At 42.5% G+C, this 17,237-nt stretch carries 16 protein-coding genes and 1 pseudogene; 12 read left to right on the top strand and 5 right to left on the bottom strand.

Going from position 1 to position 17,237, the window contains the following annotated elements:
• The first annotated feature begins 126 nt into the window (after positions 1-126).
• The 7 genes and pseudogenes from eat to FTV08_RS01670 all read left to right on the top strand — a co-directional run bounded on the left by eat (position 127) and on the right by FTV08_RS01670 (position 6,939).
• Positions 127-1,569 (top strand): annotated as a pseudogene (gene eat / locus FTV08_RS01700) (ethanolamine permease).
• Between the two features lie 25 nt (positions 1,570-1,594).
• Positions 1,595-2,980, top strand: a complete 1,386-nt coding sequence (locus tag FTV08_RS01695; RefSeq protein ID WP_180086379.1) for an ethanolamine ammonia-lyase subunit EutB — start codon at positions 1,595-1,597, stop codon at positions 2,978-2,980.
• Between the two features lie 9 nt (positions 2,981-2,989).
• Positions 2,990-3,805, top strand: a complete 816-nt coding sequence (eutC, locus tag FTV08_RS01690; RefSeq protein ID WP_180086377.1) for an ethanolamine ammonia-lyase subunit EutC — start codon at positions 2,990-2,992, stop codon at positions 3,803-3,805.
• A 138-nt stretch (positions 3,806-3,943) separates the two neighbouring features.
• A complete protein-coding gene (locus tag FTV08_RS01685) occupies positions 3,944-4,276 on the top strand; it encodes a hypothetical protein (protein ID WP_005106219.1) in 333 nt (110 codons plus the stop codon).
• 201 nt (positions 4,277-4,477) lie between these two features.
• Positions 4,478-6,424, top strand: coding sequence for a mechanosensitive ion channel (locus FTV08_RS01680; protein WP_180086375.1), 1,947 nt, complete (start codon positions 4,478-4,480; stop codon positions 6,422-6,424).
• Positions 6,425-6,492: 68 nt separating this feature from the next.
• On the top strand, positions 6,493-6,660 hold the full coding sequence (locus tag FTV08_RS01675; protein ID WP_180086373.1) for a hypothetical protein: 168 nt from the start codon (positions 6,493-6,495) through the stop codon (positions 6,658-6,660).
• A gap of 129 nt (positions 6,661-6,789) precedes the next feature.
• On the top strand, positions 6,790-6,939 hold the full coding sequence (locus FTV08_RS01670; RefSeq protein ID WP_005106222.1) for a hypothetical protein: 150 nt from the start codon (positions 6,790-6,792) through the stop codon (positions 6,937-6,939).
• 29 nt (positions 6,940-6,968) lie between these two features.
• On the opposite strand, the gene FTV08_RS01665 is transcribed toward FTV08_RS01670, so the two are convergent.
• On the bottom strand, positions 6,969-8,168 hold the full coding sequence (locus FTV08_RS01665; RefSeq protein ID WP_180086371.1) for an NAD(P)/FAD-dependent oxidoreductase: 1,200 nt from the start codon (positions 8,166-8,168) through the stop codon (positions 6,969-6,971).
• A 186-nt stretch (positions 8,169-8,354) separates the two neighbouring features.
• Here FTV08_RS01665 and FTV08_RS01660 point away from each other — a divergent pair, with 186 nt between their 5' ends.
• The gene (locus tag FTV08_RS01660; RefSeq protein WP_004280743.1) at positions 8,355-8,678 is read left to right on the top strand and encodes a DUF4870 domain-containing protein; all 324 of its coding nucleotides are present in this window, start codon (positions 8,355-8,357) and stop codon (positions 8,676-8,678) included.
• Here FTV08_RS01660 and FTV08_RS01655 read toward each other — a convergent pair.
• Entirely contained in the window at positions 8,675-9,556 is an 882-nt protein-coding gene (locus FTV08_RS01655) for a 1-aminocyclopropane-1-carboxylate deaminase/D-cysteine desulfhydrase (RefSeq protein WP_180086369.1), read from the bottom strand. The genes FTV08_RS01660 and FTV08_RS01655 overlap by 4 nt on opposite strands.
• Positions 9,557-9,736: 180 nt before the next feature.
• Here FTV08_RS01655 and FTV08_RS01650 point away from each other — a divergent pair, with 180 nt between their 5' ends.
• Positions 9,737-9,919 (top strand): NF038215 family lipoprotein, encoded by a 183-nt coding sequence (locus tag FTV08_RS01650; RefSeq protein ID WP_005104073.1) that lies wholly within the window; start codon positions 9,737-9,739, stop codon positions 9,917-9,919.
• Between the two features lie 103 nt (positions 9,920-10,022).
• Positions 10,023-10,646 (top strand): LysE family translocator, encoded by a 624-nt coding sequence (locus tag FTV08_RS01645; RefSeq protein ID WP_004280739.1) that lies wholly within the window; start codon positions 10,023-10,025, stop codon positions 10,644-10,646.
• Positions 10,647-10,715: 69 nt separating this feature from the next.
• On the opposite strand, the gene FTV08_RS01640 is transcribed toward FTV08_RS01645, so the two are convergent.
• Complete coding sequence (locus FTV08_RS01640; RefSeq protein WP_180086367.1) at positions 10,716-11,903, bottom strand: ammonium transporter; 1,188 nt, start codon at positions 11,901-11,903, stop codon at positions 10,716-10,718.
• 448 nt (positions 11,904-12,351) lie between these two features.
• Complete coding sequence (locus tag FTV08_RS01635; protein WP_005263573.1) at positions 12,352-13,332, bottom strand: MBL fold metallo-hydrolase; 981 nt, start codon at positions 13,330-13,332, stop codon at positions 12,352-12,354.
• A gap of 268 nt (positions 13,333-13,600) precedes the next feature.
• Here FTV08_RS01635 and FTV08_RS01630 point away from each other — a divergent pair, with 268 nt between their 5' ends.
• Both FTV08_RS01630 and FTV08_RS01625 read left to right on the top strand, forming a co-directional pair.
• Entirely contained in the window at positions 13,601-13,717 is a 117-nt protein-coding gene (locus FTV08_RS01630) for a hypothetical protein (RefSeq protein WP_086044934.1), read from the top strand.
• Positions 13,718-13,993: 276 nt separating this feature from the next.
• Positions 13,994-14,842 carry a restriction endonuclease gene (locus FTV08_RS01625; protein ID WP_180086365.1) on the top strand — a complete coding sequence of 283 codons (849 nt, stop codon included), beginning with the start codon at positions 13,994-13,996 and terminating at the stop codon, positions 14,840-14,842.
• A 230-nt stretch (positions 14,843-15,072) separates the two neighbouring features.
• Here the strand turns inward: FTV08_RS01625 and metG are convergent, their stop codons facing one another.
• Positions 15,073-17,133 carry a methionine--tRNA ligase gene (gene metG / locus FTV08_RS01620; RefSeq protein WP_180086363.1) on the bottom strand — a complete coding sequence of 687 codons (2,061 nt, stop codon included), beginning with the start codon at positions 17,131-17,133 and terminating at the stop codon, positions 15,073-15,075.
• Positions 17,134-17,237 lie beyond the last annotated feature (104 nt).

Here is a 17,237-nt window from a genome sequence, read left to right as displayed (position 1 = left end):
AGGTGGATGATTATAACGCATTTCATCGCTGAAAGGCAGCGTCTCAACTGTCTTCACTAAAGCCTGCGGAACTGCTATGGCTTATGCATATCTTCAGGGAACAACGATAAAAACAACGAGGTTGCTATGTCAGAGTCAAAAAGTGTGATTGATGCCAGTGTGACTGAAACAGCAGTACAAGAAGATTATTTTGCCTTGCGCCAGTTCAAGAAAGGTGCTGTAGGCTGGCTGCTTCTCGTCGGTCTGGGAGTAGCTTACGTGATTTCCGGCGACTTCGCTGGTTGGAATTTCGGTCTGGCACAGGCGGGTTGGGGAGGCATGTTTATTGCGACCATTGTGGTGGCATTTATGTATCTGTGTATGTGCCTGGCCATGTCCGAAATGTCAACCATGCTGCCGACTGCGGGTGGGGGTTACAGTTTTGCCTGGACTGCTTTTGGTCCCTTTGGCGGCTATCTGACCGGAAGTGCCATCCTGATTGAATATGCTATCGCACCGGCAGCAATTGCCTGTTTCATTGGTGCCTATTGCGAAGCCCTGTTTGGTATTGGCGGCTGGATCATTTATCTGGTGAGCTATCTGGTGTTTATGGGCTTGCATCTGAAAGGTGCCGGTGAGGCACTCAAAATCATGTTTGTGATTACCGCAATTGCTGCGGTAGCCTTGATGGTGTTCATCTTTGGCATGTTGCCTCATTTTAATAGTGCAAACCTGTTTGATATTGCGGTCAGTACGGAAGCGGCGGGTGCAAGCAGTTTCCTGCCATTGGGCTATCTGGGCATCTAGGCAGCAGTGCCTTATGCGATCTGGTTTTTTCTGGCAGTTGAAGGTGTCCCGCTGGCAGCAGAGGAGGCCAAAGAGCCAGCTAAATCCTTGCCGCGTGGCCTGATTGGTTCCATGCTGATTCTGGCATTCTTTGCGCTAAGTATTTTGTTACTCGGTCCTGGCGCAGCAGGTGCAGATACGCTGAAAAATTCCGGTGCACTGCTGGTGGATGCCTTGGTGGCGGTCTATGGTGCCAATACCTGGATGGCAAGTTTCGTGAATTTTGTCGGTCTCGCTGGTCTGATTGCCAGTTTCTTCTCGATTATCTATGCCTATTCCCGTCAAATTTTTGCGCTCTCACGTGCCGGTTATTTACCGAAAAAATTGTCCTTAACCAACAGCAATCATGCACCTTATTTGGCCATCATTATTCCAGGGATTATTGGCTTCCTGTTATCCCTTTCGGGTGAAGGTGATTTGCTGATTCTGATGGCGGTCTTTGGTGCTACGATTTCCTATGTCTTGATGATGATGTCCTACATCAAGCTTAAACTGTCTCGACCAAATCTGGCACGTCCGTATAAAGCACCGGGCGGTATTGTGACTGCGTCCATTGCGCTGGTACTTGCTGCGATTGCAGTGGTTGCAGGCTTTCTGGTCGATCCAAAAGTCTGGTTAATGGCAGCCGCTATTTACGTGGCACTGATTCTCTATTTCCTACTGTATAGCCGTCATCATCTGGTGGCCGGTACACCGGAAGAAGAATTTGTCCGTATCGAGGCAGCAGAAAAGGAATTGAAATAAACCATCTTGCAGGGAGAATACGCTTATGCTGTATCAGATCAATGTGGCCAGTCAGCATTATGTCTTTGAGGATTTAAAAACCTTATTGGCCAAGGCTACGCCTGAACGTTCTGGTGATCAGCTGGCAGGGATTGCGGCCGTGGATGCAACCGAGCGTGTCGCTGCACAAATGTGTCTGGCAGAAGTACCGTTACAGCAGTTTTTGCATGAAGCTGTGATTCCTTATGAGGCGGATGAAATCACCCGCCTGATTATGGATGAACATGATGCCGATGCTTTTTATCCGATCTCGCATTTTACTGTGGGGGATTTTCGTAACTGGCTGCTGAGTGCAGATGCCACCACAGAAAAACTTGCTGCTTTAAAAATGGGCTTGATTCCGGAAATGGTCGCAGCAGTGAGCAAAATTATGCGCAATCAGGATCTGATTCTGGTGGCAAAAAAATGTCGTGTAATCACACGTTTTAGAAATACCATTGGTCTGGAAGGTCATCTGTCGACACGTTTGCAGCCGAACCATCCGACTGATGATTTGATGGGAATTTCTGCATCTATTCTGGATGGGCTGATGTACGGCAATGGTGATGCAGTCATCGGAATCAACCCAGCTACAGATAATCTGCAGAATTTGACTGAGCTGCTCAAACTACTCGATCACGTTATTCAGGAATATGATATTCCGACTCAATCTTGTGTTTTGACCCATATCACTTCCGGCATTCAGCTCGCCAATAAAAATGTTCCGATTGATTTAATGTTTCAGTCTATTGCGGGAACCGAAAAAGCCAATACCGGTTTCGGCATCAATCTGGCGCTGTTACAGGAAGGTTATGAAGCCGCTCTAAGCCTGCAACGCGGCACCGTGGGCCAAAATGTCATGTATTTTGAAACCGGACAGGGCAGTGCCTTGTCTAGCAATGGGCATCATGGCGTGGACCAGCAGACTTTGGAAGCGCGTGCCTACGCCGTGGCGCGTAAGTTTAATCCCTTGCTGGTCAATACTGTAGTCGGCTTTATCGGGCCAGAATATCTGTATAACGGCAAGCAGATTATCCGGGCCGGGCTGGAAGATCATTTCTGTGGCAAGCTGCTCGGTGTGCCAATGGGCTGTGATATTTGCTACACCAATCATGCCTATGCCGATCAGGATGATATGGATATACTGCTGACCTTGCTTGCCAATGCCGGATTGAATTTTATCATGGGGATTCCCGGTTCAGATGATGTGATGCTGAACTATCAGACGACATCCTTTCATGATGCTGTTTATATTCGACAGTTATTAGGACTGAAACCAGCTCCTGAATTTGACCACTGGCTGGAGCAGCAGGGAATTTTGGCGCAACAGTCTAATCAGTTGCACTGGCCGACCGAATTGCCGAAGCAATTTTCACGTCTGATCTTGTCTTGAAGAAGTGCTATGAAACTAATTGCTGATGTGAAATTTGAGTCTCAATTGCAGGATAATCCCTGGCAGAAGTTAAAAGCCTTTACTGATGCACGGATTGCCTTAGGTCGAACTGGGGGCAGCTTGCCGACTCGACCAAGTCAGGAATTTCAGTTGGCACATGCGCAAGCCAAAGATGCGGTACTGAAGCCACTTGATGTTGAATCTTTAAAAGCTGGTTTGAGTAAAACAGGACTACCCATTCTGGATATTGAAAGTCAGGCTGTGGAAAAGGACCTTTATCTTAAACGTCCCGATCTTGGGCGTGTGCTTTCAGAACAATCCAAAATGATGTTGCGGCAATACCGGGCCGAACATCAGCAACATTGGGATGTGGTCATCATTGTAGGAGATGGGCTGTCGGCACGTGCCATTGAGGAAAACAGCTTGCATTTTATTCCAGCGTTGCTGGAGGCATACAAAGAACAAGGTTGGCAGATTGCCCCCTTAATGATTGCCCGTGGCAGTCGTGTGGCACTAGGCGATGAAGTGGCAGAAATTTTACAGGCAAAAATGCTGGTCATGCTGATTGGCGAACGGCCAGGTTTGAGCTCACCGGACAGTATGGGAATTTACTACACTTATAATGCTTTTAAGGGCTGTCATGATGCCTTGCGTAACTGTATTTCCAATGTCCGTCCTGCGGGCTTGGCCTATCCAATTGCCATCCAGCGACTGGTGGCATTGATGCGTAAATCCTGTGAGTTACAGCTCTCAGGGGTGCAGTTGAAAGATGAACACCAAACCCCAGTCGACATGCAGCATAGCCCAGCCAAACGGCTATTTTAAAGTAGCATCTAGCAGAGAATTCTGATGGATTAGTAACTTACATCCCGTCACCATCTCACCATGTTTTGTCACAGAAGCCCTATTCACAGCTTGTTATTCTAAAAATCTACTTATGAATAACAAAGAGTGAGGATGGTTATGGTCGATGATTTCAATAAAAAACCACCTTTAAATCATCAGGCAGACGTGACGCAGAAAAAGCGTATCCCTGTTTATATCTTGATTTTGGTCGGTATTTTTTTACTCGCACTACTGTTCTATATGTTTGCTGACATGAATCCAGATGCGAATGATGCTCCTGCAGGACATCCAAATCCGAATGTACAGCCTGCTACCCCAAATAATTCAACTCCAGTCGGTGAGCCTACACAAGGCACCGCCACCATGAATGATGGAACGGAAGCTACAGCAACCGTGGGTGATGGCACAGAAGCAACAGCAACTGCGACTGATGGACAGGCGACTCAATAACTGAAAATACCTGAAAAGCTCTAGTGAACCACTGGGGCTTTTTTGCAATGGATGGTGATGTTTTAAGGTAGTGCCATCTACCTGGCTTGAGCCTGAAAACATCAAATCTAATATGAATCCGGAAAAAGAAGGGGCTGATTGTTTCAGGGAGATGCCCCTGATTTCAGATAAATAGCTTAATAACAAAGAGGGTAGAACAACATGAATGATTATATGAGAAGCCCGCGTGGTGGCTTCGATGCCATGTACTATTGGGATCAGTTCCATCCCATTCTTAGTGCAATTGCCATATTAGTAATTGGCTGGATCATTGCGTTACTGGTCTCGGCAGGCATTAAAAAGCTCTTGCAGAAACTGGGCACCAATACACATTTAAATACGGCGACAGGTCATCACTCCAATGTGGAGAGCATTATTGCCCGCGTCGTGTTCTGGATTATTCTGATTATTGCCGTGATTGGTGCGCTGAACGTGCTCAATCTTACCAGTGTCAGCGGTCCATTCAGTAATATGATCCAGCAGTTCCTGTTATTTATCCCGCAGTTACTAGGTGCAATTGCAGTCGGATTCATAGGTTGGATTGTGGCCAATCTGGTGAAGATAGGGCTACAAAAACTGCTAGACCGAACGCAACTCGATGAAAAACTCAGTGCTGAAGTCGGTGTCAGTCCGATTAGTAAAAACATCAGTGAAATTGCTTACTGGTTAATTTTATTACTGTTCTTGCCAATCGTGCTGTCTATTCTGGGTCTCAACGGTCTGCTGTTACCAGTTCAGAATATGCTGACCGATGTTGTTAGTTACTTACCAAACATCTTCATTGCTGCAGTCATCATTTTTGTCGGTTATATCCTGGCGAAAATTGTGCGCGGTATTGTTGAAGGACTATTAAACAGTCTGAACGTACAGCAACATGCTGAAAAAGTAGGCATCTTCAAAAACTCGAATGTTTCTCAGGTGATTGGTTCATTTATCTTCGCCGTGGTAATCATTACGGCACTGATCATTGCATTTGAAGCATTAGGTATTGAAGCTATTTCTCAGCCTGCTACAGCCATGCTGTATGAAATCATGAATGCCATTCCAAATATCATCGCTGCTGCGTTGATTCTGATTCTGGCGTATGTGGTGTCTAAACTGGTGGCACGTCTGGTGGTTGAAGTAGTTGCTGGTACAGGTGTTGATGAAATTCCTGCCAAACTGGATATCCAACGCTTTTTAGGTACGACTAAACTGTCTAGTGTAGTTGGTTCACTAATTGTTCTGTTTACCATGTTGTTTGCGGTGTCTGAAGCAGCGAACCGTCTGGGCTTTGAACAGATCAGTGGCCTGATTGCGATGTTCATTTACTTTGGTGCCAACATTCTGCTTGGCGCGGTGATTCTGGTAATCGGTTTCTGGCTGGCAAATATCGTTGCGAATATCGTACAACGTGGTGAATATAACAGTTCACGTTGGTTGGCGAATCTGGTTCGTGTCCTGATCATGGGTCTGGTTGTGGCAATGGGTCTGCGTGCCATGGGTATTGCCGATTCGATCGTGAACCTGGCGTTTGGCCTAACTTTGGGTGCTGTAGCAGTGGCATTTGCCTTGGCATTTGGTTTGGGTGGTCGTCAACCTGCAGAACGTGTACTCACAGATTTGATCGATAAAGCCAAACGTGAGGCCAAAGACCCCAATCCAGTCAAAGAACAAGCTGAGAACAGCATATTTTCTGGATTAGGTGGCAAGACCACAGGTACAAGTGCAGCCGACATGTCAGGTACTACAGGTGCGGCGATGGGTATGAGTTCTACCGATAGCTCAATGAGCCAGTCCTTTAGCGGTTCGCAAACGGCTACAGGTACTAGCGATTCCTCAATCTCAACTCCAGGAGCAGGCATCGTGCCAAATCAGGATTCAGACAAGAGTACGCCTATGGGTACGGATTTATCCCATACTACCCCGGCAATCCTTACTACTGCACCACAGGATGATGAATCATTGGGTATTGATCCGGTCAATCCGGATGCGGATCAAGCCGTACCGGATTCACTAAAAGTCGATCCGACTCATCCGCCTGTCAATAATCCATTTGGTTCAACTGGAGAAAAAGAGCCGAATGTGGATATTGATCGTTCTACTCAGAAAAAAGATGACCTGAAATAACCTGTTATCTTTAAGCAAAATCGACCACGCTCATGTGGTCGATTTTGTTCAGTCATAAGGAAAAATGAATGAATACCAAGAAACCTAACAAAGTTCTGGCGCCTTTAGTCATTGCAGGAATTACGATTGGCTTTTTTACCGCTGCCTATCGATTTGTTTTTGTGAAGAGTAAACAGGACGAGCAGTCTGAGCGAGAGCTGGATAAGAAAATACCAGAGACAGACGAATTTAACTGAGAATAAAATTCTGCTCAGTCATTAGGAATAGAATTTATTTTTTAAAAAATATAGAATATTCAAGTGAATACTAAAATTATTTTGGTATTTTTCTTGCATTAAAAATATAAAGAAAAGGAGATCAACAATATGTGGAAAGCATTGCAACATAAATTCATGGCATCTTCAGTAGATAACTTGCCGCTATGTCTGCGAGAAGCTCAAAAAATGCAGCTGGCGATTGACCGTTTAACAAATACGGCCAATCTCAACCTGTTTAAAACAGACTATCTGGAATGAGTTAAGTAGCAATCCAGATTATCTGTTGATTAAATATATTCCGATGCGGCATGTGCCGATGACCATGCCCATTGGAAATTATAACCGCCCAAATGTCCGGTAACATCCAGTACTTCACCAATAAAATACAAGCCTTTCTGCTTTTTACTTTCCATGGTTTTTGAGGATACTTCAGTGGTATCTACACCACCCAAAGTCACCTCCGCTGTACGGTAGCCTTCAGTTCCTGAAGGTTTCACTTCAAAGCCATGCAGACGTGCCGCAATCTGTTCCAGTTTGTCATCGCTGATATTACCAATGGCAGTTTCAGCGCTTTCAGTCCAGATCAGACTTTGTAATTCAGCCACCACACTTTTCGGTAAATATTCATTCAGTAGTGTACGCAGCAAGACTTTGGGCTGACTTTGTTTTTTCGTTTTAAAGAAATCCAGTAAATCTACACTCGGTAAGAAATCGACCTTAAAGCTCTGACCGACATTCCAGTAGTTGGAAAGTTGCAGGGAAGTTGGCCCACTCAAACCGCGATGGGTAAACAATAGCGCTTCGGTAAAGCTATTAAGCTCATTCGAGAGAGTTGCTTCTACGGCATTACCGCTTAAGCGCGTGGTCACTTCTTTAAATCCGTCAGAGAAGGTAAATGGAACCAGTCCGGCACGGGTTGGATAGACGTGATGTCCAAACTGTTTTGCAATCTCATAGCCAATGCCTGAACCGCCAAGCGTAGGAATCGATAAACCACCGGATGCGACGACTACAGATTCAACTTCAAAATATCCCAGTGAGGTCGCCACCTGAAAGCCTTGATCATCGACTGGATTCACTGCTTTCACTTCGCAGCTGGTTTTAATATCAACCAGCCCAGTTTTGTCACATTCTGCCAGCAGCATCGACAAGATATCTTTTGCACCATTTAAGGTAAATAGCTGCCCATGTTTGCGCTCTTCATAGGCAATGCCATATTCACATACCAAGCCGATAAAGTCCCAGTTGGTATAACGCGTTAAAGCTGAAATCACAAAATGTGGATTGTGTGAAATGTAATTGCTTGGTTCGACTTCCATATTGGTGAAATTACATTTACCACCGCCCGACATCAGGATTTTTTTGCCAACCTTATTGGCTTTTTCCACCACCACGACTTTACGCCCACGTTGCGCAGCCATATACGCCGTCATTAAACCTGAGGCACCGGCACCTATGACTAGAACATCGTATTGCTTGGAAGACATCACACACTCAAGGAGAAGAAAAGGGAAGCATTATAGACAATTTTATTTCAGCTTTCTCTATTCCAGAAAAATCAGTCCAGGGATTGCAGATTTGCAGCGGATTTTAAACATAAAATATTTGAAAGCTGCCTAAAACTCATGCATAGTTTTTGTACAAACTAAAAACATAATAACAAGGAAAAGCGAATGGCAAGTGTGGAAGATTTAAAACAATATAATCTGATTACATATATTCTTTATATTTTAGGATTCTTTCTTGGCCTTACCCCATTTATTGCGATTGTGATGAATTATATCAAGCGTGATGAAATGCGCGGTACCTGGCTGGAAAGTCATGTCGACTGGCAAATTAAAACCTTCTGGATCAGTTTGCTGGGTTATATCGTTGGTGGTTTATTAACCGTGATCTTGATTGGTTTCCTGATTGTGTTTCTGGTCTTTATCTGGCATATCTACCGCTTGGTCAAAGGGTTAATTGCCTTAAATAACAATCAGCCGATTCAAGCTTAAGTTGTTATAGAATCAAAGGAAATATTACGGCCTTGCAGACCACCACTATGAATCACCAACAGTTTTGATCCAGCCGGAAAATAATTTTTCTCGATCAGATCAAAAATCCCCATCAGCATTTTAGCCGTGTAGATCTGCTCCAGTGGAATTGAAAATTCGGCTTCAAAATCCCGGATAAACTGCATCAAGGCTGCACTGGTTTTGGCATAGCCACCACAACAATAATCATCGAGAATATTCCAGTTGGTTTTTTTCGTCAGTTGGGCGATTTCATCTTCTAAAAATGAACCTTTCAGTGCAGAAAATCCTAAGACCTTTTGATGAGTATAACTAGCCTTAATCAAACCTGTAATCGTTCCGCCAGTGCCTACCGCACAGCAAATGACATCAAATTTCGCATCATTTTCTTTTAAAATTTCCTGACAACCTCGAATCGCTAAAGCATTGGTTCCACCTTCAGGAATCACATAATGTTCAGGAAAGTGTCGAGCGAGTTCGGCCAAATACTCAGGCCGTTGCTTGCGCCGATATTCATCACGACTGACGAAATGCAACTGCATCCCGAATTGCTGGGCGGTGGCTAATGTTGGATTCAATGGTCGATCAGCCAGTTCTTCACCCCGAATCACTCCAACACTCTGAAAACCAAACTGCTGTGCGGCAAATGCAGTGGCGGCAATATGATTGGAGTAGGCGCCTCCAAAACTCAGAATATGTTGATAACCCTGTCTTTTGGCTTCAAGAAAATTGTATTTCAGTTTAAAAAACTTGTTGCCCGAGATTTGCGGATGCACCAGATCCAGACGACGTATTATTAAAGTAATATCGTGAAAACTAATCTGTTGATCTGGAATATTTTGGGCAATGGTTTCAAACATAAAAGTTCGCAAAGTTCATGATAGAGGCATTATAGCGGAAGTGCTAAAAATCAAAGTTTTTCAATAAGCCATTATTCGCTGAAAGCTATGGAATTGGTTGTAGATTGTCACAAATATTCCGCTGATTATTTAAACAACAATGCTAATCTAAACAGAGGAAACCCTGAGGAGGGTAGAATAATGAAAATATTATCCTGTGCTGTGTGGGTCGGCATGCTGCTCAGTCTGTCGGGCTGTGATGATGCGTTGAATAAACCTAAAACAGAAACCCGTACCATGATTATTGGTGGCGTACCTGTATATGAGCAGGATTATCAACTGCTAGACAAGCATTTGAGTGCTCAGGATCAGTTGAAACCTTAAGTAATTGCTATAGTTGAAATTCATGACAAATCCAGAAATTTTTACAGCAAATTGTCAGGTTTTTGCTTAAAATAGCCCTTCAATTTTTAAGTCAGGTTATCTCGTGGAATCATTCTGGATTTTAGGTTCGATTGCTTTTGCCCTGATGTTAGGCGCAATGAGTCCCGGGCCAACTTCTATTTATGTGGCAAAAAATTCAATTGCCATTTCACGTAAACATGGTTTATTTACTGCATTGGGTACTGGTCTCGGTGCAGCGATTTTTGGTCTGCTGGCGGTTCTCGGTTTGCAGGCATTTTTACTGGCTGTACCCTCAGCGTACCTGGCCTTAAAAATTTGTGGTGGTTTATATTTACTTTGGCTGGCGTTTAAAATCATTAAACATGCCAAAGATCCGATCGAAGCGGATACAACCATTAGCAAACAGATGTCTTTACGCCGTGCTTTTACCACTGGTTTAATCACACAGTTGTCCAATCCCAAAATTGCGATTGTGCTGGCCAGTATTTTTACCGCGTTATTGCCCAAAGAAATTCCAACGTATTTTTATTTTGTTTTGCCTGTCTTATGTTTCTTTATTGATGCAGGCTGGTGTTCACTAGTCGCAGTTGCATTATCTGCGGAAAAGCCACGTCGTGTTTATTTGAAGTTTAAGGCTTTGTTTGACCGCGCAGCAGGCGCAGTTATGACGGTACTTGGCTTAAAATTAATTTTTGGTATGAAGTAATTACTTCATCTAGATGCTCTGCTTATAAATAAAAAAAGCCCCTAGTCGTAGAGGCTTTTTTTATGTCTATTAAAAAGTATTTTCTTCCGAATTAGCAGAAATACGATGAATCGACAAGTCTGCACCATTGAACTCTTCTTCCTCAGTCAGGCGAATACCCATCAAAACCTTAAGCAGGCCATACACCAAAAAACCACCCGCCAAAGCAATGACAATCGCCAGCACTGTACCTATGAGTTGTGAAATTAAAGACACTCCTCCCATTCCTCCAAGCCATTGCTGACCGAAGATACCCACAGCTAATCCGCCAAAAGCACCACAAACGCCATGCAAAGGCCAAACCCCCAATACATCATCCACTTTGAGTTTATTTTGGGTATAGGTAAAGAGTTTCACAAAAATAATGCCGGCGCTGATCCCGATAAAAAAAGCACCCAAGGGATGAACGACGTCTGATCCTGCACAAATCGCCACCAGACCTGCTAAGGGACCATTATGCAGGAAGCCCGGGTCATCTTTCCCCGCAACTTTGGCTGCTATTGTTCCACCGACCATGGCCATCAAAGAGTTAATAGCGACCAGTCCAGAAATGGCATCCAGCCGCTGCGCGCTCATGACATTGAAGCCGAACCATCCCACAATCAGAATCCATGAACCCAAAGCCAAAAAAGGAATTGATGAAGGAGGATGCGCGGTGATCCGGCCATCTTTTTTGTAACGGCCATGACGCGCACCAAGTAGGATTATTGCGGCCAGTGCGATCCAGCCGCCCATTGCATGAACGACAACTGAGCCGGCAAAATCATGAAAACTTGCACCAAATGCATGGGTCAGCCAATCCTGAAAACCAAGGTTGCCATTCCAGATCATACCCTCAAAAAACGGATAGATCAGCGCAACCAGAAATAATGTCGCTAAAGCCTGTGAACGCATTTTGGCACGCTCTGCAATCCCTCCAGAGATAATCGCTGGAATTGCTGCAGCAAAAGTCAACAGGAAAAAACAGCGCATCAGATTGTAGCCATGATCGGCAGACAAGGTTGCAGCATCATGGAAAAAGTGCTGACCGTAGGCAATATAGTAGCCCACTAAAAAATAGGCGATGGCGGAGATGGCAAAGTCGGTTAGAATTTTACTTAGGGCATTGACCTGGTTTTTATGTCGAACTGTTCCAAGCTCTAAAAAAGCAAATCCAGCATGCATGGCAAGCACTAGAACTGCACCGAGAAGAAGAAATAATAAGTCTATATTTTGCATGGTGCGTTCCAATTTAGTGCGCGGGATCACAAAAGAAAATCAGTATATAGAGGCAAATTGATTGTAGAAGAGGGCTAAGCAAGGGAAATTTTGATGAAGAATTTCTTGAAATTGATAAGACTCGATATAAAGCACGTTACTATTTTTTTGCACCAAACTAAGACATGGCGAGAGTTCATAAAATTCAGATTTATATTATATTTTTAGGTGTTTATATTTATCGTAAGAAAAGCGGTGCTAAAAAAGCATGCTAAAGGTGCACGTAAAAAGTAAAAGATTTTTAAGAAAAAATTTAAAAATAAACGAAACTATTGCTTTTAAATTTCAAAGCGTCATTCAAGTTTTAAATTTACCAAGTCATAGGGAATCTGGCTGAAGGATATTTAAAATAAATGAAACCCTAAAAAATTAGGGTTTCATGCTTAGATAAAATTATTGAAGTATTCAATTAATCTTTAAAATGTACCGGAATCCATTGATAGCTTTTATTGTCTTTAGAATAAATATGTCCAATCCCCGGAAATGGCAAATGTGGTGCTGCTACCGTCTGACCATTTTTCGCATATTCAGCAAAATATTTTAAGCGGGTTTCGATCGCCTTTTTCGGATCGACATCAAAGTCAACGCCGGTCTGTGGGCGATCAAACTGCAGCGTATGTGAGTGCACAATATCTCCAATAAACACCATCTGCTGACCTTTAGATTTTAAGCTAAAACCAAAATGCCCCGGTGTATGTCCAGCCGAACTGATAACATCGAAAGCATGGATTTTATCGCCGGTTTTAAAGGTTTTGAGCTGATTCTTGGCCTGATAGGGTGCAATGGCTTTCTTGATTTTATCGACTGTGCCCAAAAAACCTGCCTGCTTGGCTTTTGGTAATTTTTCTACCGTTGTGGGATTTATCCAGAAATCCAGTTCAGCTTGAGACACATAAATGTTGGCATTGGGAAAATTGGCAACACTATTATTACTTATACCGCATACATGGTCTGGATGTAAATGCGTGAGCAGGATGGCATTGACCTGTTCAGGTTTATGCCCTGAAGCCTTTAAATTGGAATACACTGAACCTAGGTGTGGACCATTACAGCTTGAAGTCCCGCTATCGACCAGAACCATTTCCTTGGCTGTATTGACCAGAAAGGCATTCACGGAGGTTTGGATGCCTTTAGCTTGATCGACGTAGTATTTTTTCAATATCTGGTCGGCTTGAGCTGCTGGAATATCTTTAAATAAGGCTTTGGACAGATAATTGGTGCCATCTAGCAGGGCAGTAATTTGGTAATCCCCGAAGTTATGTTGATAATAACCGGGAACCTGTTTTTGTTGTTGGGTGCTAGAAACGGATTGTGCATGTGTTTGAGAGATACCCGCCATTGAACCTAAAGCAAGCAATGACACGACGAGAGAAGAAGTAAAGTATTTCATAGCTATTCTTATGTAATTAAAGTCAATTCTATGTATTAGCACGGATGCCAGCAAAAAAGAATATGAATATATTTACCATTTTTTAAAATGGAAGTGCTGATTTGGCATCTGTACTAAAAAATCAGTCTGAATCTGTATATTGATTTTTTGAAAGTAAAGAATTTATTTTTGATGAAAATATTATTATAAATAAAATGCTTAGATACATTTCACTTTTTATGAAAAGCTCGTTAACATGGGGTATTACGAACAAGCTTTGGGTGTCGCGATGAGTTTTTGGAAAAGAAAAAACAATGCCAGCTTTGTATTTTTCATTATTACCTTATATTCACTACTTGGTTTTGGACTGGGTTATGTGATTTGGGAATTTGTGTTGCAAGGCTAAGTGACCCAGCAATAAAAAAGCCTCTAGAAATAGAGGCTTTTTTATATTTGGATTTTATGAGGGGATTAGCCAGCGACTTATTTTAGGGCTTGAATAGTGGTTTCAGCAGCTTGGGTGGTGAGGGTTATTATGCCAAGGGCTAGGAGGAGGGGTTTTAAAGTTTTCAAAGGTTTTTTTATAAGTTTTAACGGGATGGAATATTTCTATCACGAGAATAATTTTTTGTGTAGGGTTAATATTCCAATTGATATCATGTACAAATAACTGAAAGTTGATATGAATAATAAGGTTATGACAAAAGAATGGTTTAATTTTCAGGAAAAAATTGCACAACATTTTAGAAGTTTAGGTGTGAAAGCTGAAACAAATCAACCTATCAAAGGTATAAGGACGGATCATGATTTAGATGTCTTTGTCACCTCACAATATTTATGTACAAATATTAAATGGGTTATAGAGGCAAAATATTGGAAAACTAAAGTCCCTAAAGAAAAGGTATTAGCTTTAAGAACAATAGTGGACGATATAGGAGCTGATAAGGGATTTATTATTTCTGAAGTTGGTTTTCAGTCAGGGGCACTTGAAGCAGCAAAAAATACAAATATCGTTTTGTATACCTTCGAAGAATTAGTTTTAAATTCAACGAATGCTATACAGGGACTGATTCTAGAATCATTTAGTAGGCGAATAAGATTTTTAGAACATAAATATTATGCACATTCTAAGAAGATAAGGATTAAATATAATTTAAGAAATGATTTCTTAGATTACCCAATTCAGTTTTCAGGCAATATCCTTATTTTTATGATCTATGACGCTATTTTTGCAGCTAAAAATAATAATTATCCTATAGCGCTTGAAAACTATATGCTTGAAAAGGCTGGAGATAATAAAGCAGATAATTTCTTAGAACTTACAAACTGGCTTAATTTAAATCTTAATTGGTTTGATGAAAAAATGTATAAAGCTGAGTGTGAGATGATTTTAAACTATGAATACCTTCCTGATATTAATCATATAGATACTAATTTTATGTCTATATATGAAGCAGGTCTTTCTCTTAAAGGAAAATCTGATGAGGAAAAAGTAATAATTTTAAAAAATTTTAATTTAAGCATTAATTAATAATATTCCTTACTTTTGTCGGGGCAAAAGTAACAAAACCCCTTTGTTCGTTAGAGGGCACGTCCATGTGCCCCTAACGAACGGGCGACATCCATGTCTTACGTCATCTGATTGAATGCAATCCTAAACCTCACAATGAATTTCCCTCTCCTTCAAGGAGAGGGCTAGGGAGAGGTAAAATAAAAAAGCCCCTACATCAGTAGAGGCTTTCTTTGCTTAAAATGGAAATCTTAAGACACTTTATCACCCGGTTTAGCACCAGATTCAGGTGAAATCACCCAAACACCGTCGCCATTACCCGCAGCTAGCACCATACCGTTAGAGATCCCAAAACGCATTTTACGTGGCGCAAGGTTTGCTACCATCACCACCAGTTTACCTTTTAAGTCTTCAGGTTGGTAAAACTCACGAATACCACTGAACACATTACGTGGCTCAGCTTCACCAACGTTTAAAGTGAGTTGAAGCAGTTTGTCAGAACCTTCAACCGTAGCCGCTTCCAAAACTTCAGCCACACGCAGGTCAACTTTCATAAAATCATCAATATTAATGATTTCAGCTTCACCGACTTTAGGTTCAGGTTTCTTTTCTACCTTCTTCTCTTTTTTCTTTTCAGCTTTAGCTGGTTCAGCAGCAGGAGCAGCTAAAGAATCTTTAGATGCATCCACCATGGCAGCAACAGCTTTTGGATCTACACGTTGCATCAACGGTTGGAACAATGCAATTTCATGACCCACTAGAATTGTTTCGCGAGAAGCAAAATCGAAGCTTTCAAGTTGTAAGAAATCTTGAACCTGTTGAGCCAAAGTTGGCAATACAGGCGCTAAATACACTGCCAATTGACGGAACAGGTTGATCCCCACAGAGCATACATCATGCACTTGTTGTTCCTGACCTTCCTGTTTCGCAAGTGCCCAAGGCTTTTTCTCATCAATATACTGGTTGGCTTTATCTGCCAGCGCCATGATTTCACGAATTGCCGCCGAGAATTCACGTGCTTCATAAGCCTGAGCAATTGAGCTACCTGCATCAATAAAGCTTTGTACCAATTCAGGTTCAGCACATGTCGTGCTTAACTTGTTATCAAATTTAGTGTTAATGAATTTCGCACAACGGCTGGCAATATTCACGACTTTACCGACTAAGTCTGAATTCACTTTTTGTACAAAGTCATCCAGATTTAAGTCTGAATCTTCAACTTTGTCAGAAAGTTTCGACGCAAAGTAGTAACGTAGATATTCAGGATTTAAATGCTCTAAATAGGTTTCAGCTTTAATAAAGGTGCCGCGAGATTTTGACATCTTTTGGCCATTTACCGTCAAGAAACCATTTACGAATAAGCCTGATGGCGTACGGTAGTTAGCGCCTTCAAGCATTGCCGGCCAGAACAGGGCATGGAAATATACGATGTCTTTGCCAATGAAGTGATAGACTTCATTTTCAGAATCTTTTTTCCAGTAGTCATCAAAATTCAATTCAGGACGTTTGGTTTTGATGTAGTTTTCAAAGCTCGACATATAACCAATCGGCGCATCCACCCAAACATAGAAATATTTGTTTGGCGCATCTGGAATTTCAAAACCGAAGTATGGCGCATCACGTGAGATGTCCCAGTCGTTCAAGCCATTTTCAAACCATTCGTCCAGCTTGTTGGCAATCGATACCGGCAAGCGACCTTCATCACGAGTCCATTTTTGCAGGTATTCACCAAAATTTGGCAATTTAAAGAAGTAATGATCAGATGATTTTTCGATTGGAGTTGCGCCACTTAAAGTGGAATGCGGATTCAACAACTCTGTCGCATTATAAGTTGCACCGCAGACTTCACATGAGTCGCCGTACTGATCTTCCGCCTTACATTTAGGACAGGTGCCTTTAATGAAACGGTCTGACAGGAACATGCCTTTTTCAGGATCAAAAAGCTGGGTCACCGGACGAACTGCAATATTGCCCGCATCACGGTTTTTCACATAGATTTCTGACGCACGGGCACGGTTGGTATCGCTATGTGTAGAATCATAATGATCGAAATGCACACCGAAACCGTCAAAGTCACGAATGTGTTCTTTTTGCACATTGGCAATTTGCGCTTCAGGTGAAATGCCATTCGCTTCGGCACGTAGCATGATCGCGGTTCCGTGAGCATCATCCGCACAGACATAAGTCACATCATGACCCATCGCACGCATGGCACGTACCCAAATATCTGCTTGGATATAGCCAAGTAAGTGACCCATATGAATCGGGCCATTGGCGTAAGGAAGGGCATTGGTGACTAAAATTTTACGCACGGATTCACTCTCTCATTCGTATTCATTATGCAATGGGCCATAATTTTACATGATGCCGAGGGGATTACAAAGAAATGCTTTGCTGAAACCCTGCGAATAGATGG

The organism is Acinetobacter sp. YH12226 (genome assembly GCF_013417805.1).
Lineage (GTDB): Bacteria > Pseudomonadota > Gammaproteobacteria > Pseudomonadales > Moraxellaceae > Acinetobacter.
The sequence above is the reverse complement of the archived record's forward strand: the minus strand, read 5'-3'. Positions and strand labels throughout refer to the sequence as shown.